The organism is Hymenobacter glacialis (assembly GCF_001816165.1).
Classification (GTDB): domain Bacteria; phylum Bacteroidota; class Bacteroidia; order Cytophagales; family Hymenobacteraceae; genus Hymenobacter; species Hymenobacter glacialis.
This window is the reverse complement of record NZ_MDZC01000021.1, coordinates 1-26,218: the sequence shown is the minus strand read 5'-3', so window position 1 is coordinate 26,218 and position 26,218 is coordinate 1. Positions and strand designations below refer to the sequence as shown.

At 61.8% G+C, this 26,218-nt stretch carries 21 protein-coding genes, 1 tRNA gene and 1 pseudogene; 13 read left to right on the top strand and 10 right to left on the bottom strand.

Annotated features, from left to right (window positions below):
- Positions 1-24: 24 nt before the first annotated feature.
- From BEN48_RS02450 to BEN48_RS19275, 4 genes are all read left to right on the top strand, one after another.
- Complete coding sequence (locus BEN48_RS02450) at positions 25-1,428, top strand: sugar MFS transporter (protein WP_070732597.1); 1,404 nt, start codon at positions 25-27, stop codon at positions 1,426-1,428.
- 36 nt (positions 1,429-1,464) lie between these two features.
- Positions 1,465-2,520: a UDP-N-acetylmuramate dehydrogenase gene (gene murB, locus BEN48_RS02445; protein ID WP_317043664.1), complete on the top strand. Its 1,056-nt coding sequence runs from the start codon at positions 1,465-1,467 to the stop codon at positions 2,518-2,520.
- A 194-nt stretch (positions 2,521-2,714) separates the two neighbouring features.
- A complete protein-coding gene (locus BEN48_RS02440; RefSeq protein WP_070732595.1) occupies positions 2,715-4,958 on the top strand; it encodes a phospholipase D-like domain-containing protein in 2,244 nt (747 codons plus the stop codon).
- Positions 4,892-5,089 (top strand): T9SS type A sorting domain-containing protein, encoded by a 198-nt coding sequence (locus tag BEN48_RS19275; protein WP_241502148.1) that lies wholly within the window; start codon positions 4,892-4,894, stop codon positions 5,087-5,089. The genes BEN48_RS02440 and BEN48_RS19275 overlap by 67 nt, the downstream gene beginning before the upstream one ends.
- 190 nt (positions 5,090-5,279) lie before the next feature.
- Here BEN48_RS19275 and BEN48_RS02435 read toward each other — a convergent pair whose 3' ends face one another.
- The 4 genes from BEN48_RS02435 to BEN48_RS02420 all read right to left on the bottom strand — a co-directional run bounded on the left by BEN48_RS02435 (position 5,280) and on the right by BEN48_RS02420 (position 10,453).
- The gene (locus BEN48_RS02435; RefSeq protein WP_070732592.1) at positions 5,280-7,727 is read right to left on the bottom strand and encodes an endonuclease MutS2; all 2,448 of its coding nucleotides are present in this window, start codon (positions 7,725-7,727) and stop codon (positions 5,280-5,282) included.
- Between the two features lie 113 nt (positions 7,728-7,840).
- The gene (locus tag BEN48_RS02430; RefSeq protein WP_125932441.1) at positions 7,841-8,566 is read right to left on the bottom strand and encodes a hypothetical protein; all 726 of its coding nucleotides are present in this window, start codon (positions 8,564-8,566) and stop codon (positions 7,841-7,843) included.
- A gap of 24 nt (positions 8,567-8,590) precedes the next feature.
- Positions 8,591-9,346, bottom strand: coding sequence for a TIGR02757 family protein (locus BEN48_RS02425; RefSeq protein ID WP_070732588.1), 756 nt, complete (start codon positions 9,344-9,346; stop codon positions 8,591-8,593).
- 174 nt (positions 9,347-9,520) lie between these two features.
- Positions 9,521-10,453, bottom strand: coding sequence for a LysM peptidoglycan-binding domain-containing protein (locus BEN48_RS02420; RefSeq protein ID WP_083320682.1), 933 nt, complete (start codon positions 10,451-10,453; stop codon positions 9,521-9,523).
- A gap of 353 nt (positions 10,454-10,806) precedes the next feature.
- Here BEN48_RS02420 and kdsB point away from each other — a divergent pair, with 353 nt between their 5' ends.
- Positions 10,807-11,586, top strand: a complete 780-nt coding sequence (kdsB, locus tag BEN48_RS02415) for a 3-deoxy-manno-octulosonate cytidylyltransferase (protein ID WP_070732586.1) — start codon at positions 10,807-10,809, stop codon at positions 11,584-11,586.
- On the opposite strand, the gene BEN48_RS02410 is transcribed toward kdsB, so the two are convergent.
- The 4 genes from BEN48_RS02410 to gap all read right to left on the bottom strand — a co-directional run bounded on the left by BEN48_RS02410 (position 11,583) and on the right by gap (position 14,497).
- Positions 11,583-12,011: a DUF1622 domain-containing protein gene (locus BEN48_RS02410; RefSeq protein ID WP_083320681.1), complete on the bottom strand. Its 429-nt coding sequence runs from the start codon at positions 12,009-12,011 to the stop codon at positions 11,583-11,585. The two genes, kdsB and BEN48_RS02410, sit on opposite strands and share 4 nt — an antisense overlap.
- 58 nt (positions 12,012-12,069) lie before the next feature.
- Positions 12,070-12,414 carry a translation initiation factor gene (locus tag BEN48_RS02405; RefSeq protein WP_070732585.1) on the bottom strand — a complete coding sequence of 115 codons (345 nt, stop codon included), beginning with the start codon at positions 12,412-12,414 and terminating at the stop codon, positions 12,070-12,072.
- A 67-nt stretch (positions 12,415-12,481) separates the two neighbouring features.
- Positions 12,482-13,459: a diacylglycerol/lipid kinase family protein gene (locus tag BEN48_RS02400; protein WP_241502145.1), complete on the bottom strand. Its 978-nt coding sequence runs from the start codon at positions 13,457-13,459 to the stop codon at positions 12,482-12,484.
- Positions 13,460-13,489: 30 nt separating this feature from the next.
- Positions 13,490-14,497: a type I glyceraldehyde-3-phosphate dehydrogenase gene (gene gap / locus BEN48_RS02395; protein ID WP_070732581.1), complete on the bottom strand. Its 1,008-nt coding sequence runs from the start codon at positions 14,495-14,497 to the stop codon at positions 13,490-13,492.
- A 316-nt stretch (positions 14,498-14,813) separates the two neighbouring features.
- Between gap and BEN48_RS02390 the strand changes: the two genes are divergently transcribed.
- Positions 14,814-14,885 (top strand) — tRNA-Glu (locus BEN48_RS02390).
- 575 nt (positions 14,886-15,460) lie between these two features.
- Here BEN48_RS02390 and BEN48_RS02385 read toward each other — a convergent pair.
- Entirely contained in the window at positions 15,461-16,135 is a 675-nt protein-coding gene (locus tag BEN48_RS02385) for an MCP four helix bundle domain-containing protein (RefSeq protein ID WP_070732579.1), read from the bottom strand.
- A 298-nt stretch (positions 16,136-16,433) separates the two neighbouring features.
- On the opposite strand from BEN48_RS02385, the gene BEN48_RS02380 reads away from it, so the two are divergent.
- The 7 genes and pseudogenes from BEN48_RS02380 to BEN48_RS02355 all read left to right on the top strand — a co-directional run bounded on the left by BEN48_RS02380 (position 16,434) and on the right by BEN48_RS02355 (position 25,172).
- On the top strand, positions 16,434-17,108 hold the full coding sequence (locus tag BEN48_RS02380) for a response regulator transcription factor (protein WP_070732576.1): 675 nt from the start codon (positions 16,434-16,436) through the stop codon (positions 17,106-17,108).
- Between the two features lie 12 nt (positions 17,109-17,120).
- The gene (locus BEN48_RS02375; protein WP_070732574.1) at positions 17,121-18,500 is read left to right on the top strand and encodes a sensor histidine kinase; all 1,380 of its coding nucleotides are present in this window, start codon (positions 17,121-17,123) and stop codon (positions 18,498-18,500) included.
- A 218-nt stretch (positions 18,501-18,718) separates the two neighbouring features.
- Positions 18,719-18,955: a hypothetical protein gene (locus BEN48_RS02370; protein WP_070732572.1), complete on the top strand. Its 237-nt coding sequence runs from the start codon at positions 18,719-18,721 to the stop codon at positions 18,953-18,955.
- A gap of 45 nt (positions 18,956-19,000) precedes the next feature.
- Entirely contained in the window at positions 19,001-19,291 is a 291-nt protein-coding gene (locus BEN48_RS19535) for a hypothetical protein (protein ID WP_241502144.1), read from the top strand.
- Between the two features lie 12 nt (positions 19,292-19,303).
- Positions 19,304-20,170, top strand: a pseudogene (locus BEN48_RS02365) (efflux RND transporter periplasmic adaptor subunit); the annotation flags it as partial.
- 177 nt (positions 20,171-20,347) lie between these two features.
- Entirely contained in the window at positions 20,348-23,530 is a 3,183-nt protein-coding gene (locus tag BEN48_RS02360; RefSeq protein WP_070732570.1) for an efflux RND transporter permease subunit, read from the top strand.
- 202 nt (positions 23,531-23,732) lie between these two features.
- Positions 23,733-25,172, top strand: coding sequence for an efflux transporter outer membrane subunit (locus tag BEN48_RS02355; RefSeq protein ID WP_070732568.1), 1,440 nt, complete (start codon positions 23,733-23,735; stop codon positions 25,170-25,172).
- Positions 25,173-25,656: 484 nt separating this feature from the next.
- Here the strand turns inward: BEN48_RS02355 and BEN48_RS02350 are convergent, their stop codons facing one another.
- Positions 25,657-25,848 (bottom strand): hypothetical protein, encoded by a 192-nt coding sequence (locus BEN48_RS02350; protein ID WP_070732566.1) that lies wholly within the window; start codon positions 25,846-25,848, stop codon positions 25,657-25,659.
- Positions 25,849-26,218: the final 370 nt, after the last annotated feature.

Genomic DNA, 26,218 nt, shown 5'->3' with positions numbered 1-26,218 from the left:
CCTTTAACGCCTAAAATTGCTCCTATGGCCCTCGCTCCTTCCTCCACATCTCCTGTTGCCACCGCCGCGCCCGCTCGCTCCTACGTCGGCCCCATGGTGCTGATGACGACGCTGTTTTTCCTCTTCGGCGCCGTCACCAACTTCAACGGCGTACTCATGCCCTACCTCAAAGACGTGTGCCAACTCACGGATTTGCAGTCGTCGCTGATACCGTTCGCCTTTTTCATTGCCTATTTCCTGATGTCGCTGCCCGCGGGCTACGTATTGGAACGCATCGGCTACCAGCGCGGCATTGTGCTGGGGCTGATGATTATGGCCGGCGGCGCCCTACTGTTTGTGCCGGCGGCCGAAGCCCGGGCTTACGGCCTATTTCTGGCCGGCCTCAGCTTGCTGGGCGCCGGCATCACGCTGCTGCAGGTGGCAGCCAATCCGTACGTTTCGGTGCTGGGGCCGGCCCGGCAGGCCGCCAGCCGCATCAGCATCGTGGGTGTGGCCAACGGCCTGGGCGGCACCCTCTCGCCGCTAGTGGGCGGTCTGCTGCTCTTTGGAAGCGCCGAGCTGCTGAAGAAACAACTCGCGGCCCTGCCCCTGGGCGAGCGGCTAACCCAGGAAGCGGCTTTGGTAAAAACGCCTTACCTGGGGTTGGCTTGTTTTTTGGCGGCGCTGGCACTGCTTTTCTTTATCGTGCGCCTGCCCAAGCTCGAAAGCATTCCGGCCGATGAAGAAACCGTGCAGGCCGACGCCGCTCTGCTGCAAGGCCGGACTTCGGCCCTCGACTTCCGGCACTTGGTATTGGGCGTGGGGGCCATTTTTTTCTACGTGGGCGTCGAAGTAGGGCTGGGGGATTTTCTCATTCGCTACGGCCAGTCGCTTCAGATTTCCCAGCTGAGCCCCTTTACTCAAACGCTGGTGCAGTCCCTGAACGCAGTAACTAACTACGGCCTGCTCGTCATCGGGCAAGCTCCGCTGCCCATTGATACCACGCACGGCTTCACGGCGGCCGTGGGCGCGGTGTTGGTGGCGTCCTATTGGTTTGGGCTGATGGTGGGGCGCATTGTGGGCATTCCGCTGCTGCGCCGTCTCAGCGACCGCCGCATGCTGGTGGGGGTGTGTGGCGCGGGCATGCTGCTGGTGCTGGGTTCCATTTTGCTGCGCGGCGAGGCCTCGCTCTGGCTTATTGTGCTCTGCGGCTTGTGCAACTCCATAATGTGGCCGGTCATTTTTCCGCTGGCCATTAAGGGACTCGGCCCCTTCACCAAAAAAGGCTCTTCCTACCTCATCATGGCCATTGTGGGGGGCGCGCTGATACCGCTGCTGATGGGCTGGCTGGCCACCCACGGCGGCGGATTGCGCGTGGCGTTTCTGGTGCCGGTAGCCTGCTACGCCTACTTGCTGCACTACGCCGTGAGCGGCTACCGGGTGCGGTAAAGGCCCAGCGTCGGACGTAGCGTTACCTTTGCGGCCATGATGCCGCTCCTCGAAAAAAACGTCTCCCTCCGCTCCTACAATACCTTTGGCCTCGACGTGCGGGCCCGCTACTTTGCCCGCTTCGCCTCGGCCGATGAGCTGCGCCAGCTCCTGCGGCTACCGGAGGTGCAGCGCCGGGAGAAGCTCATTCTGGGCGGCGGCTCCAACCTGCTCTTCACCCAGGACTTCGACGGTGTGGTGCTCAAAAACGAGATTTGCGGCCTGCAGATTCTCAGCGAAGATGCTACTGACAACACGGCTTTGGTGCGGGCCGGCGCCGGCGAAAGCTGGCACGGCCTCGTGGAATACGCCCTCGACCAGGGCCTGAGCGGTATCGAAAACCTCTCGCTCATTCCCGGCACGGTGGGCGCGGCCCCGCTCCAGAACATCGGCGCCTACGGGGCCGAGCTGCGCGATACCTTCGACCACCTCGAAGCGCTGGAACTGGCCACGGGCGAGGGGCGGGTGTTCAGCGCAGCCGAGTGTGGCTTCGGCTACCGCGAGAGCGTGTTCAAAAACGTGCTCAAAAACCAGTACGTGGTGACGGCCGTGGCGCTGCGCCTGCACCGCCTGGGCCAGCCCGCCGGCTACGCCCCCAACGTGCGCTACGGCGCCATTGCCGAGACGCTGGCCGAGCTGGGCATTGAGGGCGAGCCCACGCCGCAGGAAGTGAGCCGCGCCGTGGTGCACATCCGCCGCTCCAAGCTGCCCGACCCCGCGCAGGTGGGCAACGCCGGCTCGTTTTTCAAAAACCCGGAAGTGTCGCAGGCCAAGTTCGACCAGCTCAAAGCCGCGCACCCCGACCTGCCCGGCTACCCCGTGCCCGGGGGCGTGAAGGTGCCCGCGGGCTGGCTCATTGAGCGGGCCGGCTGGAAGGGGCTGCGCCGCGGCCCCGGCGAAGGCACCCACGGCGTGCACGACCGCCAGGCCCTGGTGCTGGTGCACCACGGCGGCGCCACCGGCAACGACCTGCGCCAGTTGGCCCAGGAAATAATCTCCTCCGTGAGCCAGCAGTTTGGCATCGAGCTGCATCCCGAGGTTAATATTTTGTAGATCAGCTCAGCAATTCGCTTCTCTATGCATCTGCCATGCTCAGGACAGCACTATTGACTTTCTAAAGAGCTGCTGTGATGGCGTAGCACTTAAGATGGCGGCAGCTGGTCATGCCCAGTTAGTTCGGGCATAATTTGGCATCTTTGTAGTCCTGCTTACCCGTGGATTGTTCCACTCATCCTTTTATTGCGTTTATGAAGAAATTTACTCTTCTGGCATTGTTGGCCTGTGCTACGTCGTGGCAGGCCGCCAAGGCCCAAACTTCCATTTCCATTGCGGCGGCGCGGGCTCAGGCCCCTACCGCCAACAACGTGCAGGGCCCCATCGTGACGGTGCGCGGCATCGTGACCAACGGCGTGGAGCTGGGCTCCGGCGTGAGCATCATCCGGTACATTCAGGACGGCACGGCCGGCATTGGCGTGTACACCACCACCACCGGGGCCCTGGCCGCTACAGTGAACAGCCTGGTGCCCGGCGACAGCATTCTGGTAACCGGAGGGCTGAAAATGTTTCGCGGCCTGCTCGAAATCGACCCCGTCAATTCGTTGACGGTGCTGGCCGGCAACCGCCCCCTGCCCGCGCCCGTGGTATTCAACGCCGCCAACTTTACAGCCGCCTACGCCGAGCAGTACGAAGGCCAGCTGGTGCGGCTCAATGGCCTGACGTCGGTGAACACCACCGGCGGCGCGCTGGTCACGGCTTTCTCGGCCAACACCACTTACCGGCTGAACAACAACTCGGCGCTCGTGACCTACGTCAACGCCAACTCCACCGGCCCCAACGGCCTGGTGGGCAAGCCCAGCCCCACCGGCACCTTCGACGCGGTGGGCATCATCAGCCAGTACGCTTCCACCACTACCTCCACCACGGGCGGCTACCAGATGCTGAACCGCACCTACGGCGACTTTATACAGGGCAACACCCCCAACCTGACGTCGGCCCCCACCCCCACCAACATCAGCACCACGGGCTTCACGGTGAATTTCACTACCCAAAACCCCGGCAGCGCCCAGATTAGCTACACCACCGTGCCCGTGCCCATTGGCAGCACGCCGCCCGCCGGCCAGCCGTTTCTGGTGAACGCCACCGGCACCGGTACCCAGCACAGCGTGGTGCTCACCGGCCTGCAGCCCGCCACGGTGTACTACGTGCAGGCGGTTTCGGTGAACGCCACCGGCCGCTCCGAATCGCGCGTGACGCCCATGATTACGGCGTCGCTCTCGTCGGGACGCATGAAAACCTACTTCACCCAGCCCGTCGATAACTCGCTGGCGCTGCCCAACAACAAAGCCACGCACACGCCCAACGGCAGCATTGCCGACACCCTGGCCAAGTACATTGGCCGCGCCCAGCAAACGCTGGACATCACCATCTACAACTGGAACAGCGCCACCATTCTGAATGCTGTGAACGCGGCCCACGCCCGCGGCGTGAAGGTGCGCGTCATCTACGAAGACGACAACTCCAACTTTAGCATTGCCGGCCTCACGCCCGCCATTGCCCGCGTGTTTCGCCCCGCCGGCGGCACGGCGAACACCACCAGCATCATGCACAACAAGTTTGTGGTGATTGATGCCAACAGCACCAACCCCAACGTGCCGGTGGTGTGGACGGGCTCGACCAACTGGACGGCTAACCAGCTTAATTCCGACCGCAACAACTCCATTGCGGTGCAGGACCAGAGCCTGGCCCTCGTGTACACCATCGAGTTTGATGAAATGTGGGGCAGCTCCACTACCACGCCCGGCACTTCGCTGTTTGGCTCGCGCAAGACCGACAACACGCCCCACTACCTCGTCATTGGCGGCAAGAAGGTGGAGTCGTGGTTCTCGCCCACCGACAACGTGAACGCCCGCCTCATCGAAACCATTCGCACGGCCGACAACGACCTGCACGTACTTTCCATGCTGGTGACCCGCACCGATATTGGCCGCGCCCTGGCCGAGCAGGTGTCCCAGCGCAACATTGCCGCGTGCTCCGATGGCCTCACCAACGACACCAGCGGCGTGGCCGGCTTTGTGTTCCGCACCATTCGGGCGGGCATGGGCACCCGCTACCTGCTCGACAAGCTGCCGGGCATCATGCACCACAAAACCCTGATTGTGGATGCCGGCGCGCCGCAGTCGGACCCCACCGTATTCGTGGGCTCGCACAACTGGACGGCCTCGGCCGACATAGAGAACGACGAGAACACGCTGGTTATCCACGACAACCTCATCACCAACCAGTATTACCAGGAATACGCCGCCCGCATTGCGGCCCAACCCAACACCGGCTTCGCGTTGTGCCGCCTGGCCCTGGCCACCCGCGCCGGCACCGTGCAGGCCAGCACCATGCAGGCTACCCCAACCCCACCCGGGGCAGCTTCCGGCTGCACCTGGCCAGCACGGCCGCCCGCACCGCCACCGTGGTGCTGCGCGACGCCACCGGCCGCGTAGTCCTTACCCAAACCCAGCCCCTGACCGGCACCGACCTCACCATCGACGCCACAGCCCTGAAGGCGGGCCTGTACCTAGTGCAGGTAACCACGCCCGAAGCCACGCAGGTAAGCCGCGTAGTGGTGGAATAGTCCTTTCCACCTGGCACAAAAAAGGCGCTCCTGATTCAGGAGCCGCCTTTTTTGTTTTTGATTAGCCATCCGGATAGTTCCTGTCATGCTGAGCGCAGCGAAGCATCCTATCACCGCTGCACAACTGGTTCTACCCTGATAAGATGCTTCGCTGCGCTCAGCATGACAGGGCTTAACCCCACTGGCATTACTACTTCAGCACCGCAATGGTCACGCCGTCGCCGCCGCGGTCGGCGTGCTCGTCGGCCACGCTGGCCACGGCGCGCTGCGAGCGCAGGTAGTCGCGCACCACTTGCCGAAGCACACCGTTGCCGCGACCGTGTAGGAACTTGATTTCAGGCATTCCCAGCATCACGGCGTCGTCCACGAAGCTCATGGTTTTGGTGAGGGCGTCTTCGGCGCGCTCGCCGCGCAGGTCGAGTGTGGGACTGAAGCCGGCCATGCGGTCGGTGATGTTCACGCCGTTGCCGCCGCCGCCGGAGCTGCCGCCGCCGAGCCGGCCGCTTTTGGCCTTAGCAGCCAGCTCCCGCTCGCGGATTTCGGCCCGGCCCAACTTTTCGAGCTGGCTGAGCTTGGTGAGGGTTTTCATGCCGCCAAACATGACTTCGGCGGTCTGGCCCTTCACGCTCACCACCTCGCCGTGCCCGTCCTGGCCGAACAGGGCCACCTTATCGCCGGGGCGAAGGTCGCCGGCTTCGGCGCGCTCGCGGGTGGCTTTGGGCTTGGGCGGCTCAATCTGCAGCTCCTGGCGCACGAAGGTTTCGAGCTTTTCGCGGGCGGCTTTGTTGGATTCCTTCTCAGCGTTGCCGCGCCGGATTTCGCCGATGGTGGCTTCAATTTGCTGGTTGGTGTTCACCAGCAGGGCTTTGGCCTGCTGCTTGGCGGTGCGCAGGGTTTCGAGCTTGGTGTCTTCGAGGTGCTGCTTGAGGTCGGTGTATTCCTGGGCGGCGCGTTTGAGGCGCTTTTCGGCTTTGGCGGCTTCGGCGGTGCGGGTTTCCAGTTCCAGCTTGTCCTTTTCGAGTCCTTCGAGCAGGCGGTCGTAGCGGATTTTGTCCTTGCCTACCAGCTGGGTGGCACGCTCCACCACTTCCTTCGGCAAGCCGATTTTGCGGGCAATTTCGATGGCGAACGACGAGCCCGGCTTGCCCACTTCGAGGCGATACAGGGGCTGCAATTTGTCGGGGTCGTAGCGCATAGCGCCGTTCACGAGGTGCGGGGTGCGCTCAGCGAAGTTTTTGAGGTTGGTGTAGTGCGTGGTAATCACGCCATACACCCGCGCTTTATTCAGCTGGTCGAGCACGGCTTCGGCAATGGCGCCGCCCAGGCTGGGCTCGGTGCCGGTGCCAAACTCGTCAATCAGCACCAGACTTTTCTTGCCGGCCAGCAGCAGAAACTGCTTCATGGCCAGCAGGTGCGAGGAGTAGGTACTCAGGTCGTTTTCCAGGCTCTGCTCGTCGCCGATGTCCAGGAAAATATCTTCAAATACGCCGGCTTCGGAGTTGTCGGCGCACGGGATGAGCAGGCCCATCTGCAGCATGAACTGCACGAGGCCCACGGTTTTCAGGCTCACGGACTTGCCGCCCGCGTTGGGCCCCGAAATCACCAGAATCCGCTGCTCGTGGTTCAGTTCCAAGTCGAGCGGCACCACTTCGCGGGGGTCACCGTTTTCGCGCTTGTGCTGGGCAAAGGCCAGCTGCAGCAGCGGGTGGCGCACGCCGTGCCACTTCAGCAACGGCTTGTTGTGCAGCACGGGCAGCTGGCAGTCGAGCGAGACGGCCAGCCGCGCTTTGGCCCGGATAAAGTCAATCAGGCCCAGATAAGAATAGGCGCGGCGCAGGTCCGGCAAGTGCGGGCGCAGCTGGTCGGTGAGGGCCGTGAGGATGCGAATCAGCTCGCGGTGGTAGGCGTTGTCGAGGTCCTTGATGTCGTTGTTGAGCTCAAAAACAGCTTCCGGTTCGATGTACACCGTCTGGCCCGAGGCCGATTCGTCGTGAATCAGGCCCTTCACTTTGCGCTTGTGCTCGGCAACAACCGGCAGCACCAGCCGCCCGCCGCGAATGGTGGGCTCAGCGTCGCCGGGAATCCAGCCCTCGGTTTTGGCGTGGCGCAGGATGCCGGCAATCTGCTTGCGCAGCTGGCCCTGGCGCGCAATCAGCTCCTGCCGAATCTGGCGGAGCAGCGGGCTGGCGTCGTCGCGCACGGCGCCCTCGTCGTCCACCACCTTGTCCATGGCGGCCAGCAAGTTGCGGTCTACCTGTACGCCAATGCCCAGCAGGCGCAGCGTGGGGTACAGGGTGGCATCGGCCTCGCTGAAGAAAGTGAGGGCCTGGCGAATGGTGCGCAGGCTCATCTTTACCTCAAAAAACGCGGCCACGTCGAGGTACGCCCCCGGCAGGGCGGCGCGCTTGAGGTGGGCTTTGGGGTCGTAGTAGTGCGAGGCCGGGAAATCGGCGCCGGAGCGCAGCAGGAAGGTGAATTCGTCGGCCTGCTGCAGCAGCTTCAGCAGCGGCTCGTGCTTGGTCTGGAACTCCATGCGGGCCACGTAGTGGCGGCCCAGGGCGCTCAGGCAGTTGGCTTCGAGCTGCTCGCGCAGGGTGGTGAAGCCGATTTTTTGTTCGAAGTGTTGGGGTAACAGCAAGAAAGTAGTCTTTCGATAGTCAGGTTAGGATGCGAAGGTAAACAGCAGGCGGGCCGGGAAAGATTCGCGGGAATTACGGCTTGTTTAATTTTCTGCGGCGGCGTAGCCATTACTCATCCCCAACGTTGCTTGCGAGCAATCCACCAAGTTGTGGCGTAAGAAATGTACCCACTATAGGCCAAAAACAAGCTTCCTTTTACGGGCCTGGAACTCAGCAATACGGAACAGGTCAGCAACACCATCACCACTGACAGTATTGCCATTAGGACTGTGGAAATTCGCTTTTCGAAGAAGGTCTTTTCCCGAATTGTAGTATGTGGACTTTCAGCGTAACTGGGAATTCCCATGATATCATCCCCTGCTTTTTCCGATGATAGCAAGGACGTGGTTAGCGGTTGTTGGTGAAGAGCCAAGGCCGTTTCAAACTCTCCAACCATAGTAGCAAATCTTTGGCTTTTATCTGAAAGGTTCACAACAGTGGAGTCCCTAAGCTTTAGGCGCAATTGCTTTCCTCCACGATAAACAGAATACTGGTAGCTGGCAATTTTATTGAACAAAAGCCGGTTCTCCTCGCCTGAAGTTTTGTTTAAAACCGTTATACAATCAGTTGCAATAGTTATCAGCGACGGCTCGATGGCAAATATTTTCATGAGCCAAACAAACCCATACAGAAAACTCGCGCCTAAACTTAGCAACACCGCATAGGTCAAGGTGGCACCGTAATCCAAAAGAGCAGCAATACCACCTACCATAACGGCAGTTAAAATTAGGGTGAAGCCAAGTGCCAGCCACCCTACCTTGCGTTGATTTGTCAGTTCTAGTTCAAAAATATTATCCATAATTTACTGACAAACAGGGTGTTATTATCCCTTATCCACCCCCGCCCCAAACAGCGCGAAGTCGTACTTCACGGGGTCGTCCGCATCCAGCAGACGCAGATTAGCCGTCAGTTCCTCGGCGGCTTGCCAGTCCACCAGCTTGCGGGTGAGCAGGCCCAGCGGGCGGGCCTGACGCTCCACGTGCAGGTCGATAGGCATGATGAGGTTGGCCATGGAAAGGCGGGTCCAGAGGCCGAAATCGACGCCGTGGCTGTCGCGGCGCACCAGCCAGCGCAGGTACATGTTCACGCGCTTGCAGGCCGATTTGCGGGCCGGGGTGGCCACGTGCTTGCGGGTGCGGCCGGGCGCATCGGGCAGGCTGAAGAAGGTATTGTGGAAGTTCTCCAGCCGCTCGCGCTGTGTGGTCCCCACCAGAAACGCGGTTTCCAGGGACTCGTGCTGCCCGTACCAGTGGCGCAGGAAATGCACGAAATACAGCAGGTCGGTATCGCAGAAGGTGCGGTGGCAAAAGCCCAGTAGCCGCTTCAAATCCTCGTCCCGGTGCTGGATAATGAACTGATACGGGGCATCGTCCATGCGGCGCAGCAGCTCGTTGCATTTGTTGATGATGGTGGGCCGCTGCCCCCAGGCCAGCAGCGCCGCAAACAGCGCGCTGATTTCAATATCCTGCCGCTGCGTGAAGCGGTGCGGAATCTGGATGGGGTCGTTTTTGATAAATTCCGGACGGTTGTAGCGCTCGTACTGGGCGTCTAGCTGGCGGCGGAGCTGGGCAATGTTCAACGTGAGGGAATTCTTTATAAGCTATGCCACGAATAAAATCGTCATGCTGAGCGAAGTCGAAGCATCTCGCTCGGGGCAGTAATTCTTTTCTTACGATTGGATTACTACCACACGCGAGATGCTTCGACTTCGCTCAGCATGACGTTCGGTTTACCTGGTGATTCCGCTGGCCGGCTACTGCGGAATGTAGTTCGTCTCTACCCGGAAGCGGGAATCACCTGTGCCCAGCTTTTGCATGGCGCGGGGCGAGAGGCGCACCAGAATATTGTTGTTCTCGCCGGTGTCGGGCAGCTTGCCAATTACCCGCACGTACACCGACAGGCCATTCATGTTGTTTTTAACCTGCATGATGGTGCCCACGGCCGCCGTTTTGTGCAGGGCCAGGTACTTGTCGGTCACGCTTTTGTCGATGGGCGCACCCAGGCCGTTTTCCACCACCCGCGCCAGTACCTCGCTGGCTCGGGTGGGGGTGCGCTCCTCGCGGGCGGCTTCTTCCTTTTCTTCGGCGGGCGCGGCAGGCGTCACGGTTGCAATCTGAGCGGGCTTGTCGGGCGCGACGGAGACTTTAGGCGCGGGGGCGGCTTCCTCAGCTGTGGCCGCCGCAGCAGCGCCAGTGGCGGCCGTCAGAATCAGCTGCTGCCCTACTCGTACCGAACCGTTGCTGGGCAGCTTGTTGAGGAGAATCAGCTCTTCGGGCGTCAATTGATAGCGTCGGGCGATGCCGAAAAGGGTTTCACCCTTGGCTACGGTGTAGCGGGCGGGCACGGCATCTGCGGGAGCTGCTGCTACTGCCGGCGCTTTAGCCGCCGCTGGGGAAGAAGTCGCCGCCTTTGCCACCACAGGCCGGGGCACCAGCACCACCTGGCCCACAGCCAGCCCGGAATTCACCTGCGGGTTGGCCGCCAGCAGCTGGCTGAGCGTGACGCGGTAGCGGCGCGAAAGCGCCGACAGCGTTTCGCCCGGCCCTACGCGGTGCTTCACGAAGCGCTGGCCGCCCCGTATTTCTATCCCAATAGAATCGGTAGGAGCCCAGCTGCGCCGGCTGCCGTTTTCCGGACCCAGTCCGCCAACTGTTAATAGGGTTAGAAGCGAAAGAATTATAGTCATAAAATCAACCTTGCGAAATCCATACCATCCCCGCCCGGGGACGCTGCCTAATGGCCAGCAAAGACAAAATAACGCAAAAACCGCCGGGCTATTGGCGTCTGGTCGTTTAAAATCGAGGCGAGCCGGGGATTGCAGTTGAACAGGGGCAGTGGATTTTGCCGACTCAGGAGCAGCCGGGGGCCGTAGTAGCGCCGCTTCCAGCCGAATAAAAACATTCCATCAGGGAAACAAAATTCAGCTCCTGATGGGAGTCGCGGTGTGTTCGCACTGCAGGAAGGCCGCGGCCGTAACACGCCCTTGTTGCGTTATTTGGGCCGGCATTGGGATTCTGGTGCTGTTACTATGTGCTTGCTATGGTCATCGGTCTCATTCCCGCGCGCTTCGCTTCTACCCGCCTGCCGGGCAAACCCCTGGTTGACCTGGGTGGGCTAAGCATGATTCAGCGGGTGGTGGCGCAGGCCCGGCTGGCCAACCTGGCGCGGGTGGTGGTGGCCACCGACGACGAACGCATTTTGCGCCACGTGCAGGATTTCGGGGGCGAAGCAGTACTCACCCGCCCCGACCACCCCAGCGGCACCGACCGGCTGTGGGAAGCGTTTCAGCAGCTGGGCAGCCCTGCCGGGACCGGCCCTACCGGGTACGACCCGGCCGAGGTGCACTGCATCGTCAACATTCAGGGCGATGAACCCTTCATTCACCCCGCGCAAATCAACGCATTGGTCGATTTATTTGCCGATGCGGCCACTGCACCAGCCATTGCCACGCTGGTGAAACCCGTGGTTTCCGAAGAGGAATTATTCAGCCCGCACCTGCCCAAAGTGGTGCTCAACCAACAGGGCGAGGCGCTGTATTTCAGCCGCCACCCCCTGCCCTTTCAGCGCCAGTACCCGCCGGCCGCCTGGCTGGCCCACCACCGCTACCTGCGCCACCTGGGCCTGTACGCCTACCAGCCGGCGGTGCTCCAGCAGCTCACGCAGCTCCCGGTATCGCCCCTCGAAGCCGCCGAGAGCCTGGAGCAGCTGCGCTGGCTGGAGGCCGGCTTCCGCATCCGGTGCGCCGAGACGGAGCTGGACACGTTCGGCATAGATACCCCGGAAGACGTAGAAAAAGCCCGGGCGCGGCTGAAAGGCTAGTTTTCAGCCCGCGCCACTATTTTGTCTTCGTGGCTCACCCGCGGCCGCTCCTCCCGCATTTCCCGCGAGAGAAAGTAGTTGAGCGCCGTCCGGATAACGGCAATGGCCCCGAGCTTGCCAATTTGTTCCCAGCTGGGCGCAATGGCCGTGGACAGGATATCGGCCCCCAGCTGAAATTCCAGGGCCAACGCCAGATACCGCGCCAGCGTCAGCCGGATGGCGGTAAAATCCGCCGTTTGCCGTCTGGCCAACGCCTTGAGCAACAACCAGCCCGCGCTAAGAATGCCCAGTGCAATGATGAGTGCCCCCACTGTTTCAATTCCCAGCTTCAGCCACAACACCGCGCTGATAACGCCGCTTTCGGCCTGGCCGTGCAAGCCTGAGATATGGGGAGCCGTTTCCGGCAGAGCTAAGAGTTGAAGCATTGGGGCGCCCAAAGGGTGTAACAAAAAGAATGAATGGCTGCGCTGCCAGCCTTAATAGTTAGCCGCCGGCTTTTTTGGCCTTATAACCTTCTTTCAACAGCACTTCCAGCACCTTGTCGCGGAAGTCGCCTTGCACCACCACCTCCCCTTCTTTGGCGCTGCCGCCCACGCCGCACTTGGTTTTGAGCAGCTTGCCCAGCGCCTGCAGGTCGGCATCGGTGCCCACGAAGCCGGTGATGAGGGTGACTTGCTTGCCGCCGCGCTGTTTTTTGTCCAGCTGCACGCGCAGCTGCTGCTGCTGGGGCGGCAGCGTGGTGGCCGCCGCCGGCTCATCAGACTGGTAGGCAAAATCGGGATTGGTGGAATACACCACGCCTTGCCGTTGGTTTTTGTCGGCTTTCATAAAGCAAAAACTAGTGCTGAAAGTAAATTAAGTTACGCTGACAGCTAATGGCTAACAGCTCGTCTGATTACACGGCCACGTGCAGTGCCAGGGGCATGAGGTCAACTTCAAACTCGGTGGTGTGCCCAAGGTAATCGCCGTCGACGTGGAAGCCGATGGGGTCCTGCGCGGTAACCCGGGCCCGCGGCACCCGAAAATACTCGGCGGCCTTGGATTGGGGCAGGGTGCCGAGAACCATGCCCAGGCTCACCTTCAGGGCCCGGGCCACGGGCAGGGCGTCAATCAGGCACACATCGAGTAGGCCGTCGCGCAGGTCGGCCAGGGGCGCGATGTAGGCGTTGTTGCCGTACTGCGAGGCGTTGGCGAAAGCCAGCACGTAGCAATCGGTTTCCTCCACGCGGCCGTCTAAGTCGGCCCGGATGGGCACGGCGCGGTAGCTGCCGTACTCACGCAGCGTGACGCGGAGGTAGGTGCTCAGGCCGCGCGAGCCGGCCTGGGCAAAATGCTGGCTCACGTGCGCATCAAACCCCAGCCCGGCCGTGCAGAAGAACGGGTGCCCGTTTATCACCCCCACGTCCATGCGGCTGAAGTCGGGAGTGGCGAGGCGCTGCAGGGCCGCGGGCAGCCCCAGCGGCACCTTGAGGTGGCGCGCCAGGCCGTTGCCCGAGCCCTGGGGCACAATGCCCAGCGCCGTGGCGGTGCCCAGCAGGCCCCGGCCCACTTCGTTCACGGTGCCATCGCCGCCAATGGCCGCCACTACTTGGAACCCTTCGGCCGCGGCCGTTCTGGCCAGCTCTACGGCGTGGCCCGCGTGTTCCGTCAGCCGGATTTCGTACTCGGGCTCCAGCGTGCCAAAGTGCTGGGCAATGAGCGCGGGCATGTCGTGCCGCTGGCTCGGGCCAGCCGTGGGGTTGAGGATGAAGCAGGTTTTGGGCATGGGCAACGCCCGGTGGGTGCCAGGCGAATGAGGAAAGAAGGGCCTCCCGATGCTGATATAGCGCGGGAAGGCAACAAAAAACGCCGCCCGCTCGGCCCCGGGAGGCAAAGCAGGCGGCGTAGTTTACGAACGCAACAGTTAACCGTTCATCTGCTCGCCGAGCTTCTGAATCAAATCAGCCGTGCGGGTGGAATAGCCGGTTTCGTTGTCGTACCAGCCGATAACCTTAACCAGCGTACCGTTGGCGGAGGTCAGCTCCGAATCGAAGATGCAGCTGTGGGGGTTGCCCACGATGTCGATGCTCACAATCGGGTCGGTGGTGTACTCAATGATGCCCTTCATGGGGCCTTCGGCCGCAGCCTTCAGCGCCGCGTTGATTTGCTCTTTGGTGGCTTCCTTTTTCAGGACCACGGTCAGGTCGGTCATCGAGCCGTTTGGAATGGGCACGCGCATGGCCAGGCCGTCGAGCTTGCCTTTCAGCTGGGGCAACACCAGGCCCACTGCCTTGGCGGCGCCGGTGCTGGTGGGGATGATGCTGTAGGCAGCGGCGCGGGCGCGGCGCAGGTCCTTGTGGGGCGCATCCTGCAGGTTCTGGTCCGAGGTGTAGGCGTGCACCGTGGTGATGTAGCCTTTCTCAATGCCGAACACATCGTCCAACACCTTGGCCATGGGGGCCAGGCAGTTGGTGGTGCAGCTGGCGTTGCTGAGGATGGTTTCGGAACCGGTGAGGATGTCTTCGTTTACGCCCAGCACCACGGTGGGGATGTTGCCCGTAGCGGGGGCCGAAATCACCACTTTTTTGGCACCAGCCGTGAGGTGCTGGCCGGCACCGGCTTCGTCCACGAAGCGACCGGTCGACTCAAGCACCACGTCCACGCCCATTTTGCCCCAGGGGAGCAGCTTGGGGTCGCGCTCGGCAAGGGCAGCGATTTTCACACCGTTCACGGTGAGGCTTTCCTCGTCGTAGCTCACGGTGCCATCGAAACGGCCGTGTACGGAATCGTATTTCAGCAAGTGGGCCAACGTCTTATTGTCGGTCAAGTCGTTGATAGCGACAATCTCCACGTTGTCGCGGCCCAGCAGCGACTTGAAAGTGAGGCGGCCAATGCGGCCGAAACCGTTGATGGCGACTTTAATTTTTGCCATTGTTAAAACAGGAAAAAGTAGTGACGAGTGGCCAATGTGGCACCCAGTTAAAACGCGGTGCGAAGATAGCAGGCTAACCCGGCTTCGCCAGCAACCTACGCCTGCAGGCCCCAAAACGCTTTCATGTTGCCCGTTACTATCACCGAAATCACCACCATACGGCACTTTGGGCAGGCGACGAGCTCGCCCTGCACGGGGACGAAAAAATCTTTCCGCCTGAAAAACAATGCACTTTGCTTCAGAATGCTCTTTTTTTCGTCCCAGCACTTGCAGGGAAAGCCAGCCGCCGTACCTTTGCATCACCAAAACAAAAAACGGTCCGTTCGTCTAGGGGTTAGGACAGTAGATTTTCATTCTACCAACAGGGGTTCGATTCCCCTACGGACTACAAAAAAAGGCCTTCCTGACACTAGGAAGGCCTTTTTGTTTTACAAACATGGCCAGCGCCACTGCCTTAAGCTGGTGCAGAGAGCCGCCATTTCCCTCACCAATTGGCTACGGGTTATACCGAATGAAAGGCAATATCCGCGACGCAAGGTGGCAGGTCTTGGCAGTGGGGAGTTGGTGCAGGCAATAAAAGAATGGCACCTCGCCTACCAAATACAGCAGCAGCGCACTGCGGGGCAACAGTAGCAGACTGCCGCGGCAGCGGGCATGGGCGCTTTGCCCCCCCCATATCATGGTGTTTTTAAATAACTTCAGTGATATTCCGCTTGTGGGATAATGTCTGCAACGAGACGCATTCACTGCATTGCTGTAACCTGGCACTTGTTATACTAGAGCAGATTTCAGGATAGTTGTACATGCTCGTTCAACGGCCCGCCTCACCCCCCAGCCCCCTCTCCGAAGAGGAGAGGGGACACCGGCCCGGCAGGGGTCAGGGGGTGAGGCGCACGTTTGAACGAAACTTGTACCCCAACTTGGGAACCGCTGTAGCCGGCCCGCACCCCAATGTAGTCCCGTTTAGTTCAGGTTGAAATTCTGCATGCTTTTGGGTACCAACGGGTGGCGGGAAGTGAGCAGGGCGTGCTGGATAACCAGCGTAAATATGATGAGCAGGGCAATTTTCAGGTTGCTCAGGGTTGTGGCGTTGCCTTCGGTCACTACTGAGCTCTGGGAAAGCTCCTGTCCTACCCGCTGCTGAATCAGGTTGAGGCTTCTCAGGTCGCTGTGGATGCGGTTGAACTCCTGCTCCAGGGCGCGGGTCTGCGCCGCTGGGCTGGCGGCCGGCGTGGCCAGCAGCTGGGCCTCCAGGGCATTGTAGTGCCGCAGGTGAGCTTTGAAGTCCTGGAACACCCGGCCTTCATCGGCCACCATGTAAGTAGCCTGATAACCAGCCACCAGCGCGACCACCTCCTGGTTGTGGCGCGCCAGCTGCGCCTGCGTACCCGGGAGCCGGACCCCGCCGGAGTCGGCGAGGTAGCCGCGCATCAGCTGTTGCTTGGTATACATCAGGTCGTTGAGCTGGAACAGGCCCGTAGCCGGCATCAGCCGGTCCTGGTACAGGGAGGACACGGAGACCTTCAGGTCGCGCATCATATTTTTTTCGAGCACGCTGCTGCCCAGAATGGCTACCATGACTACCAAAAACAGCAATAAGGGCTTGGCTTTGTTATGAATCCGAGACAGGATGTTCATGGTGCAAAAGCTAGGTGAAACCGGTTATTAGCTAGATAGCGAAAATAAAGGAGAAAGCTGGGGTTCGGTAATTAGGTACCTGTAGTCAGTTGTCAGAAAAATATAATTGCCTGACCTATAACCACCCGCAAATACCTGACGCCCCGATTGCTTTTGAGCGACTACTCGGCCTGTAAAACCAGGCCTGGAGGCCTGCTCACGGGGTCGTTTGCCAGGCGCCCGGACCCGTGGACTGGGCTCGTTGCGGCCGTTGCGTACTTTTGCTCCGCCTTCGGGCTCACGCACATTCTCTCCACGCATGAAGGTTCTGTTGGTTGAAGACGAGCCCCAATTGGCTTCTTTTGTCAAAAAAGGGTTTGAGCACGAAGGCTACGAACTGACCGTGGGCTACGACGGGCGCGCGGGCTGGTCCCTGTACCAGCAGCAGCCCTACGACCTGGTTATTCTGGATGTGAACCTGCCGTACCTCAACGGGGTGGAGCTGTGCCGGCACATTCGGGCGGGCCGGCACCGGGTGCCGGTGCTCATGCTCACGGCCCTCGACAGCCTGGCCGACAAGGAAGCGGGCTTTGAAGCCGGGGCCGACGACTACCTGGCCAAGCCCTTTGCCTTTCGGGAGCTGCTGCTGCGCGCCCGGGCCCTGACCAAGCGCTACGCCGAAACCGGCGCGCCGCAGCTGCTGCAGCTGGCCGACCTGGAGCTGAACCTGGATTCCAAAATAGTGACCCGCGCCGGGCAGCGCATCGACCTTACCACCCGCGAGTACTCGCTGCTGGAGCACCTGCTGCTCAACCAGGGCCGAATTGTGTCGCGCGTGGACATTGCCGAGCGGGTGTGGGAAGTGGACTTCGACACCACCACCAACATCATCGACGTGTACATCGGCTACCTGCGCAAGAAGGTGGACCGGGGTTTTGAGCCCAAGCTCATTTACACGGTGGTGGGCATGGGCTATGTGATGCGGGACCAGTAACGCCGAAGCCCTATGCTGATTCGCAACAAGCTGATGCTGCGCTTTACACTGCTGGTGCTCGCCATCCAGCTCAGCTTTTCCACCTTCGTCTACTTCTTCCACGCCAACGCCCGCAGCCACCGCTTTGAGCACCGGCTAGCCAACAGCGCCACGCTGGCCGGACGCCTGCTGGTGCGCACCCACAAGGTAGAAAAGGGCCTGTTGGGCTCGCTGCGCCGCAGCGACCTGCTCATCCTGCCCCGCGAGCAAATCAGCATTTACGGCCCTGACAATACCCTGCGTTACAGCAGCGACGACCACATTGACCAGGGGGAAAACCGCGCCCGCCTGGCCGCGCTGGCGCCCGGCCAGCAAACCACCTACCCCCGCCAGGACCGCCGCGAAACCGTGGGCCTGTCCTTTGCCCACGCGCCCCACGGCCACTACCGCATCTTCGTTTCGGCCGAGGACCGGGTGGGCTGGACGCAGCAGCGGCAGCTGGGGCTGCTGCTGCTGGTGGGCAACATTGGGGCACTGGCCATTGCCATTGTGGCCGGCTGGTTTTTTGCCGGCTCGGCCCTGAGGCCCATTGCCCGCATCATCCGGCAAGGCCGGCGGATTTCGGCCACCAACCTGGGGCGGCGCCTGTCCGAAGGCAACGGCCGCGACGAGCTGGCCCAGCTCAGCCGGGTGATTAACGCCATGCTGGCCGGGCTGGAGCAAGCGTTTGAAGTGCAGCGGAGCTTTCTCTCGCACGCCTCGCACGAGTTGCGCACGCCGCTCACCACGCTCACCGGCACGCTGGAAACGGCCCTGGAATACGATAAAACCCTGCCCGAAGCCCAAAAAAGCATGGCCCAGGGCCTGCAGGCGGCCCGCCACTTGAGCGCCCTCACCAACGGCCTGCTCAACCTGGCCCGGGCCGATGGTGCCCTGCCGGCCTTTGCGCCGGTGCGGCTGGACGAGTGCCTGAACCAGGCCCTGGAATTTGCCCGCGCCCACTACCCCGGCCGGGAGTGGCGGCTGTCCATCGGTGATTTCCCGGCCGATACCGAGGGCGACCTGTTTATGCTGCCCGGCAACGCCGAGCTGCTGACCACGGCCATCCTCAACCTGCTTGACAATGCCGGCAAATACTCGCCCGGGCCGGTGCGCACGGAGCTGGCCTACAGCGACCCGCACACGCTGCGGGTACGCGTGACGGACGTCGGCCCCGGCCTTTCGGCGGAGGAGCTGCAGCTGATTTACGAGCCCCTGTACCGCGCCACGGGCGCCCTGGGCCGCCCCGGCTACGGCCTGGGCCTGCCCCTCACGCAGCGGGTGGTGCAGCGCCACGGCGGGCGACTCGAAATTACCTCGGTTCCTGGGCAGGGCACCACGGCCACGGTGTGGCTGCCAGCCACGCCCCTGTAGCCGGGCGCGCTTCCTTAAGCAGGCAAGCCGAAGCCAGAAACACAATTTGAGGGAAAGCTAAAACCCCGGGCGGCAGGTGCCACCGGGGCGGACTCTCATGTTTTCTCATCTGTTTCTCATCTCATTTTCATGTCGGAAAGGGTCCTTTGTGGCACGTTTCACCTGTTTTCGGCTGCCCGACTGCGATGACCCGCTTAGAATCTCGCTCTCTCAATTTTATGGCGCTGCTGCTGGGCGGGGCCCTGGCGCTGTCGTTGGGCCTGAACGGGCTGCTGCTGGCCGCGCGGATTGAAGACTGGCCCGATGACGTGAGCGCCGAGCTGGCCGCTACCACCGCCGACCTGCACCAAACGCAGCGCCAGCTCACCAGCTGCCAGCTGCACCAGCAGCGGCAGGACAGCCTGCTTGCCATTTCCCGCAACCCGGCCGCCGGCCTGGTTCTGACCTCCCAATAATTGCCACGCACCAATTCAATGTACCATTCTTCTTTTACAGCCCGCATGCACACTTTATGGACCAACCCGTCGGCCGCACTGCGCCAACGGCTCTGGGGTGGCGCGCTGCTGGCCGCGCTGGTAGCCGGCCTCAGCGGCTGCTCCGTGGATGGCAAGACGCCGGGCGAAGCTGCCGCTCCCGACGTATTGCCCGTGGTGGTCCTCAAGCCAGCTGACCAGCAGCTTTTTCATAACTACGTGGCCGATGTGCAGGCCGTGCGGAACGTGGAAGTACGGGCCCAGGTGCCGGGCTTTCTGGAGCAGATATTTGTGGACGAGGGGCGGCCCGTGAAATAAGGCCAGCCCCTTTTTCAGCTGAACGCCAGCGCTCACAAGAACCGGCTGAGCCAGGCCCAGGCGGCCCTGGCCGGCGCTCAGGCCCAGGCCAGCGCCGCCCGGCTGGAGCGCGAGAGGGTGCGCCTGCTGGTGGCTGAGAACATCATTGCCAAAACCGAACTGGCCCTGGCTACCAACAAAGTAAAAGACGCTGAAGCCCGCGTAGCCGAGGCCCGGTCCGGGGAAGCGGCCGCTCGCCTCAGCCTGGGCTACACGCTGGTGCGTGCGCCGTTTGACGGGATTATTGACCGGATTCCGCTCAAGCGCGGCAGCATTGTGGAGGAGGGTACGCTGCTGACTACGGTGTCGGACCTGCACGAGGTGCATGCCTACTTCAACGTGGGCGAGGGCGAGTACCTGCAGTACGTGAAGGCCCGGCAGCAGCACCCCGACCGCCACTCCGACTCGGTGCGCCTTACGCTGGCCGACGGCTCGACTTACCCGCAGATGGGCCACATCGAAACCACGGAAAGCGAGTTCAACCCCAATACCGGCTCGCTGGCGTTTCGGGCGCGGTTCAACAACCCCCAGCGCATGCTCAAGCACGGGGCCTCGGGCCGCATCCGGCTGACTACTACGCTACCGGCGGCCCTGCTGCTGCCGCAGAAGGCGGTGTTCGAGATTCAGGACAAAAACTACGTGTATGTGATGGACCGGCAGGGCGTGGTGCACATGCGCAACTTCGTGCCCCAGACCCGCACCGGCGACTTCTACGTGGTGAAAGATGGCCTTAAAGCCGGCGACCGGGTGGTGTACGAGGGCGCGGCTGGCCTCAAAGACGGCCAGAAAATCAGCCCGCGCACCGTGGCGCTGGACTCCTTGATAGCTATCAGCCAATAGCTGCTGGCTACTAGCTTTTGACCTGATTATATAGAAGGTCATGCTGAGCAAGGCGCAGCCGCAGTCGAAGCAGTTCTACCGCAGGAGTAATCAAATCGACCCAACGAAGCGGTAGAGATGCTTCGGCTGCGCGCTGCTTCGCTCAGCATGACGGCCCTTTTGCCATAACCCAATTCCATGTTCAATATATTCATTCGCCGGCCTATTCTGTCGCTGGTAATTTCGGTGTTTTTGGTGCTGCTGGGCGGGCTGGCTTTGGTGACGCTGCCCATCACGCAGTTTCCCGACATTGTGCCGCCTTCGGTGACGGTGACGGCCAAGTACACGGGCGCCAACGCCGAGGTGTGCGCCAAGGCCGTGGCGACGCCGCTGGAGCGTGCCATCAACGGCGTGCCGGGCATGACCTACATGAACTCGGTGAGTTCCAACAACGGCGTGACGCTGATTACGGTGTTCTTTAAGGTGGGCACCGACCCCGACCTGGCCGCCGTGGGCGTGCAGAACCGTGTGACGACCATTCTCGACGAGCTGCCTGAGGAGGTAATCAAGGCCGGCGTGACCACGGAGAAGGAGGTAAACTCCATGTTGCTCTACCTCAACATCACGAGCGACGACGAGGCGGCGGGCGAGAAGTTCATCTACAACTTCGCCGACATCAACGTATTGCAGGAGCTCAAGCGCATTGACGGCGTGGGTTTTGCCGAAATCATGGGCTCGCGCGAGTACTCCATGCGCGTGTGGCTGAAGCCCGACCGCATGGCGGCTTACGACGTGGGCACCGATGAAGTAGTGGCCGCCATTCGGGCCCAGAACGTGGAGGCGGCCCCTGGCAAGTCGGGCGAAAGCTCGGGCGCCAACAAGGCCCAGTCCATGCAGTACGTGCTGCGCTACACCGGCAAGCTCTTCGAGCCCGACCAGTACCGCAACATTGTGGTGCGGGCCAACGCCGACGGCTCGGTGCTGCGCCTGCGCGAGGTGGCCGACGTGGAGTTTGGCTCGCTCACCTACGGCATGTCATCGAAGACCGACGGCAAAGCCTCGGCGGCCATCATGCTCAAGCAGCGCCCCGGCTCCAACGCCTCCGATGTGATTGCCAACGTGAAAACCCGCATGGCCGAGCTGCAGGGCACGAGCTTCCCGCCCGGCATGAAGTACAGCATTGCCTACGACGTGTCGCGCTTTCTCGACGCGAGTATTCACGAAGTGATGGTGACGCTGCTGGAGGCCTTTTTACTGGTATTTGTGATTGTGTACCTGTTTCTGCAGGACTGGCGCTCCACGCTTATTCCGGCACTGGCCGTGCCGGTGGCCCTCATTGGCACGCTGGCCTTTATGCAGATGCTGGGTTTCAGCATCAACCTGCTCACGCTGTTTGCGCTGGTGCTGGCCATTGGCATTGTGGTGGATAACGCCATTGTGGTGGTGGAAGCCGTGCACGCCAAGATGCAGGAAAAGCACCTGCCGGCCCGCGCCGCCACCTTCGAGGCGATGGGCGAAATCAGCTCCTCGCTCATTGCCATTACGCTGGTGATGTCGGCCGTATTTATCCCGGTTTCCTTCATGGATGGGCCGGTGGGCGTGTTCTACCAGCAGTTTTCGCTTACGCTGGCCATTGCCATTGTCATTTCGGGCATTAATGCCGTGACCCTGACGCCCGCCCTGTGCGCGCTCATGCTCAAGCACACGCCGGCCGAGGCCGGGGCCAAGCCCAAGGGGCTGATGGGCCGGTTTTTTGCCGGTTTCAATAAACGGTACGATGCGCTGGCGGGCCGCTACCAGGGCTTGCTGCAAGCCGTGGCCGGGCGCCGCGTGCTGACGCTGGCCGTGCTGGTGGGGTTCTGCGTGGCCACCTGGGGCGTGAATGCGGTGCTGCCGTCAGGCTTTATCCCCACTGAGGACCAGGGCATGGTGTACGTGAACGTGACCACGCCCGCCGGCGCCACCGTGGAGCGCACCGAGGCCGTGCTGGACGAAGTGCAGCGCATTGCCAGCCAGCTGGGCCCGGTGGAATCGGTGTCCACGCTGGCCGGCTATAGCCTGGTGAACGAGGTGGCCGGCTCCAGCTACGGCATGGGCATGATTAACCTCAAGCCCTGGGACCAGCGCAAGCAGTCGGTGGCCCAGTTTATTGCCGAGCTGGAAGAGAAAACAAAGGGCATCAGCGACGCCGACATTCAGTTTCTGCCGCCGCCCACGGTGCCGGGCTTCGGCAACAGCAGCGGGTTTGAGCTGCGCCTACTGGACAAGTCGGGCGCCGGCGACCTGCAGAAAACCGCCGCCGTGTCGCAGACTTTCCTCACGGCGCTGCGCCAGGAACCGGCCATCAGCGGCGCCTTCACCAGCTTCGACCCCAACTTCCCGCAGTACCTCATTCACGTAGACCAGGACATGGCCGCCAAGAAAGGCGTGATCGTGGACGCGGCCATGAGCACCCTGCAAACCCTGATGGGCAGCTACTACGCCTCCAACTTCATCCGCTTCGGGCAGATGTATAAGGTGATGGTGCAGGCCGGCCCCGAGTACCGCAGCCGCCCCAACGACCTGCTGGCCCTGCACGTGAAAAACGACCGGGGCGAGATGGTGCCCTTCTCCACCTTCGTGCGGCTGGAGCGCGTGTTCGGCCCCGACCAGCTCACGCGCTACAACATGTACACTTCGGCCATGCTCAACGGCGACGCCGCCCCCGGCTTCTCGTCGGGCGATGCCATTGCGGCCATTGAGAAAGCGGCCGCCACGGCCCTGCCCCGCGGCTACGACTACGAGTGGAGCGGTATGACGCGGGAGCAAATCCTGAGCGGCGACCAGGCCCTGTACGTATTCGGCGTGGTACTCATATTCGTGTACCTGCTGCTGGCCGCGCAGTACGAAAGCCTGCTGCTGCCCCTGCCCGTGCTGCTGAGTTTGCCCACCGGCATCTTCGGCGCCTTCCTCAGCCTCAAGCTATTGGGGCTCGAAAACAACATTTACGCCCAAGTAGCCCTGGTGATGCTGGTGGGCTTGCTGGGTAAAAACGCCATTCTCATCATTGAATTCGCGGAGCAGCGGCGCCGGGCCGGGGCCACCGTGTTGGCCGCCGCCGTGGAAGGGGCCGTGTCGCGCCTGCGGCCTATCCTGATGACCTCCTTCGCCTTCATTGCCGGCCTGGTGCCGCTGGTTATTGCTACCGGAGCCGGGGCGCTGGGTAGCCGCTCTATTGGCACGGCCGCGGCGGGCGGCATGCTTATCGGCACACTGTTCGGCATGGTACTCATTCCGGGGCTGTACGTGTTGTTTGCTTCATTTGAAAAGGTAAAAAGCCTGGATGCAGCCGCGGAAGAAGCCGAAGTAGAGGAAGTGCGGGAACGGGAGCTGGTAGCGTGATGCTAGCCTCGGCCGTGCGCCTCACCCCTAACCCCTCTCCGAAAAGGATAGGGGGACTAGCTTCTAGCATTTCACTGTGCTGGTTGCTAAATTTTTAGCATTTAAAAACTAGTTCTCCTCTCCTTTGAGAGGGGCTAGGGGTGAGGCGCACGGTCGGGCCAACCCGCTGCTCCCCGCCCAAACCCCAAAACCACCAAACCCAATGCGCTTTCCCCTTCTTGTCTTTGCTACCCTCCTACTAGCCACCGGCTGCCGGGTGGCCGCGCCCGTCGAGCCCACCAGCGGCCCGGCCATGCCGGCTGCATTCACCGGGACAGGGGCTGCCACCGACACGCTCAATGCCGGCCGCCAGCCGTGGCGGCAGTTTTTCCAGGACCCGGCCCTGGCAGCCCTCATCGACACGGCGCTGCGCCAGAACCTGGACCTGCAGCTGGCCCTGCAGCGCGTGGAAAGCGCCCGGGCCCAGTACCTGGCCCGCCGCGGGGCGCTGCTGCCCACCGTGTCGGCCGCCGCCTCGGCCAGCGCCGACCGCTACGGCCGCTACACCCTCAACGGCGTGGGCAACTACGACACCAATCTGTCGCCCAACGTGGAGGGCCAGCAGCGCATTCCCGGCCCGGTGACACCGGATTTCTATATGGGGCTGCGCAGCTCCTGGGAAGTTGACCTGTGGGGCAAGCTGCGCAATCGCCGCCAGGCCGCCTACCTACGCGTGCTGGCCTCGGAGCAGGGTCGCCACCTCGTCACGACCAACGTGGTGGCCGAAGCAGCCCGCCTCTACTATGAGCTGCTGACGGCCGACAGCCAGCTGGCCGTGCTGGAGCGCAACTCTGCCCTGCAGCGCGAGGCCCTGGGCCTGATGCGCGTGCAGAAGCAGGCCGGCCGGGCCACCGAGCTGGCCGTGCAGCAGTTTGCCGCCCAAGTGGCGCGCACCGAAAGCCTGGCCCACGAGGCCCGGCAGCGCGTGACGGAAGCCGAAACGGGCCTCAACCAGTTGCTGGGGCGCTACGCGCAGCCCATTACCCGGGGGAAGCCGCTGCCCGGGCAGGTGCTGCCCGAGCGCCTCCACGCCGGGGTGCCGGCCACGGCCCTGCTGCGCCGGCCTGATGTGCGCCAGGCCGAGCTGGAGCTGCAGGCCACCCGCGCCGACGTGGCCGCCGCCCGCGCCGCCTTCCTGCCCGCGCTCACCCTTACGCCCTACGTGGGCTTCAACTCCTACCGCACCAGCACCCTCTTCGACCCGGCTTCGCTGGCCTACGGGGCGCTGGCCGGCCTGGCCGGGCCGCTGCTCAACCGCGCCCAGTTCAAAGCCGACTTCCGTCTGGCCACTGCCAGTAGCTGCGAGGCTTACTACCGCTACCAGCAGTCGCTGCAAACCGGCTTCCGCGAAGTGGTGAACGGCCTGCAGGGGCTGGAAAACTACCGCGCCGCCGCCGCCGCCCGCCAGCAGGAAGTAGAGCTGCTAACCAAGGCCGTGGCCACGTCCAACAAGCTGTTTTTGGCCGGTTACGCTACGTACCTCGAAGTAATCACAGCGCAGCGGAGCGTGCTGGAAGCCGAACTGAGCCTGGCCGAGTCGCGCCAGGCGCAGCTGCAGCAAAGCGTGGGCCTGTACCGGGCCCTGGGCGGCGGCTGGCAGTAGGTAGCCATTCGGGCGCCGGATTCCTTGCGTCATTTCTCCTACGCTTCTCATCTCCTTTTAACACTGGGGTCAGTCCTTCACAGCCCGATTGAGCAACTGCGGAACGGCGTGCCCCCCTACTCATGACAACCTTCCTGAGCGTGCGGCAATCTACCGACTTGCTGATCGCAGCCGTGTATCTGGTGGTTGTAGTGGCCGCCTACTTATAAGCCGAAGGCGTTTCAGACTACTAGATGGAGGCCATTTTGCGCCAGTCCGAAGCCGCCGGCGACTGAGTGAGCTAAATCAATGGTCAGTATTTCGTACTCACATAAAAGCCCATCTCTTTGTTGAAAACGGGCTTTATTGTGTTGCTTATTCCCGGCACTTTTATGTGGGTCGGTGCGGCAGGAACGGAATTGTCAAAAGAATCTGCCAATGGCTTGTCCAAACAAGCCCTGTGATGCTGCGGTGGCCTGTCTGGATAAGCTATTATCGTCCCGCGTCAACGGAAGTTGACGGCGTTGAGTAAGGTGAGGACGTGGTCATCTGTCAGTTCGCCGCGCACGAACTGGTCCAGGAGCATCTTTTCATAGGGCTTGGGCTCGATGCGGGTGCCTTTCGTAACCCTTAGGATAACCTCAACCATGCGGCGGCGTCCGCATTCGGTGGTTAGGAGCGAATCGTTGTCAACCATGGCACATCGATTTTAAAGGTTAGTAATTCAAATATGACACCTTATAATCAACAAAGCAAGCTCGACAGCAAGGATTAATAAATAGAATAGTACTTATTTTTATAAAAAAAGTACTCGAAGTTATTTTACAAAAGTATTCTTCCTTTTTGCAACCTTCTAGCTAATTAAGCGCGGGATAAGATACTCATTTCAGCAGAGTTGAACAAATAGAGGCGCGCTGATGACCAGCCAAAATGGCCGACTGAAGAAAGCATTAAGAACTATGGGACATTAGAGCGTGAGGACAATCAGCGCAACCAATCGAGTGCGGCGGCCACGTGCCAGAAGGCTAAGAAAGACACAACGGTTTTTTCGTAGCGGGTGGCCAGGC